The 2,045-nt window shown below is 31.2% G+C and carries 2 protein-coding genes; both read left to right on the top strand.

Going from position 1 to position 2,045, the window contains the following annotated elements; genetic code table 11:
- Window positions 1-346, top strand: a 346-nt coding sequence (locus tag I1A51_RS17570) for a T9SS type B sorting domain-containing protein (protein ID WP_196892393.1), incomplete at its 5' end; no start/stop codon positions are given.
- A gap of 43 nt (window positions 347-389) precedes the next feature.
- The coding region (locus I1A51_RS17565) for an L-type lectin-domain containing protein (RefSeq protein ID WP_262895834.1) at window positions 390-2,045 on the top strand (1,656 nt) is incomplete at its 3' end.

Raw genomic sequence — 2,045 nt, 5'->3', positions numbered from 1 at the left:
AGGAGGAGGATGTGAGAATCCAGTGCTTGCATTTGGAGTGATTGATTTCCCAAAATACTTTACACCAAACAATGATGGAATCCATGATGTATGGAAGATTCAAGGATTGGAGAGTGGAGATTACGAGAGTATAGAAATCTACATTTTTGACAGGTATGGAAAGGTGATAACGAAATTAGATCCACAAACAGGATGGAATGGTTTGTCTTTAAGAGGAAATCCGCTACCATCAACTGATTATTGGTTTACGTTGGATATTGTAAAAAAAGTAGGAAGATTAGATGATGGAAGCGCAGTGAATAGAAGATTTACAAGAAAAGGACACTTTAGTTTAATTAGAAGGTAACGCACGCAAAAAATAAAACTTACATCTTAAAATAATAACATCTATGATTAAACAAAAATGGTATTTTTCGACAATATTATTTGTGTTACTTTTTAGTTCCTCAAATGTATTGGCACAATTAAGTTATAATCTAATTGGTGACGCTAGTGATGAAGGTGACAATTGCTTTATTGTTACCCCAAATACATATTCTCAATCAGGAGCAATTTGGTATGAAAATCAGATAGATTTGACAAAAAACTTTGTCTTACTTTATTCTGCCAATTTTGGAAGTAATGATTCCAATGGAGCTGATGGAATGGCATTAGTTTTTAAATCAACATCTACTCCAGAAATTGGAAGTTTGGGAGGTGGAGTAGGATTTCAAGGAATTTTTCCAGCATTAGGTATTGAATTTGATACATGGAAAAATGGTGGAAAAGGTGATCCAAATTATGATCATATTGCGATCATTAAAAATGGAAATAATAATCATAATATTGATGCTACACAACCAGGCGCTGCAAATGGAAATTTAGCTGGGCCAGTTCAAGCAAGTTTTACAAGTGGAAATATTGAAGATGGACAAGAACATACAATTAAAATTGAATGGACAGCTTCTACTCATATAATGAAAGTTTTTTTCGATTGTAAATTAAGAACTTATTATGATGGTGATATTATAAATGAAATTTTTGGTGGAAATGAAATCGTTTATTTTGGATTTACAGGTTCGACAGGTGGTGCTACAAATCTTCATAAAGTATGTTTTGAATATATTTCTTTTGCAGAAATTGCTGAAATTGAAGATAAAACTATTTGTAATGGAGAAGTTGTAGATGATATTGATGTTTCTTTTCCAAATGCATATTCTTATTCTTGGTCGCCAATTACTGGTGTAAGTGATCCGTCATTACCTAATCCTGAATTTACTCCAACTGAAACAACTTTATATACAGTAAGTATTGAAGATGAATGCGGTGATTTTTATACAAATTCTTTCGAGATAGAAGTATTAGACGCTCCAATTTTTTCTGAACAGCCTGATATCACTATTTGTGAAGGGGATTCTATTGATTTATTAGAATTAAATGATGATTTTGTTACTGATTCTACAGTTCCAATTGCATATTTTAATGATTTAAGCTTGACTAGCCCAATTTTGAATCCATCTAATTTTTCTCCTACGAGTGATCAAACTGTTTTTGTAAAATTAGGAGATGGAAATTGTCAAACTACGACTAGTTTCAATATTCAAGTTATAGAATTACCAATTATCAATACACCAGAAAATATTATTATTTGTAGTGATTCAGGTACAGAATTTATTGATTTAGAAACTCAAAATTCAGATATAACTACTGATGTTACTTTAGATATTGAATATTATTTAGATGTAAATCTTTCTAATTTAATAATAGATATAAATAATTTTGAAGCCAATTCTCCAAATCAAATAATTCATGTAAAAGTGATTAAAAATGGGATGTGTTTTGTTCAAACATCTTTTGAAATTATTTTAAACCCATTACCAACACTTTTAAATCCTCCAAATTTGGGTTCTTGTATTAATGACGGAACCTTCGACCTAACAGTTCAAGATGGATTAATCACAACAGACACTGGAGTAACAATTACATATTATGATGCATCAGGAGCAGAAATCACAACTCCAACAGCTTATACAGGAGCAGACGCAGAAGTAATCACAGCTACAGTT

The organism is Aureivirga marina (genome assembly GCF_015767265.1).
Classification (GTDB): domain Bacteria; phylum Bacteroidota; class Bacteroidia; order Flavobacteriales; family Flavobacteriaceae; genus Aureivirga; species Aureivirga marina.
This window is presented reverse-complemented; position numbering and strand designations above follow the sequence as displayed.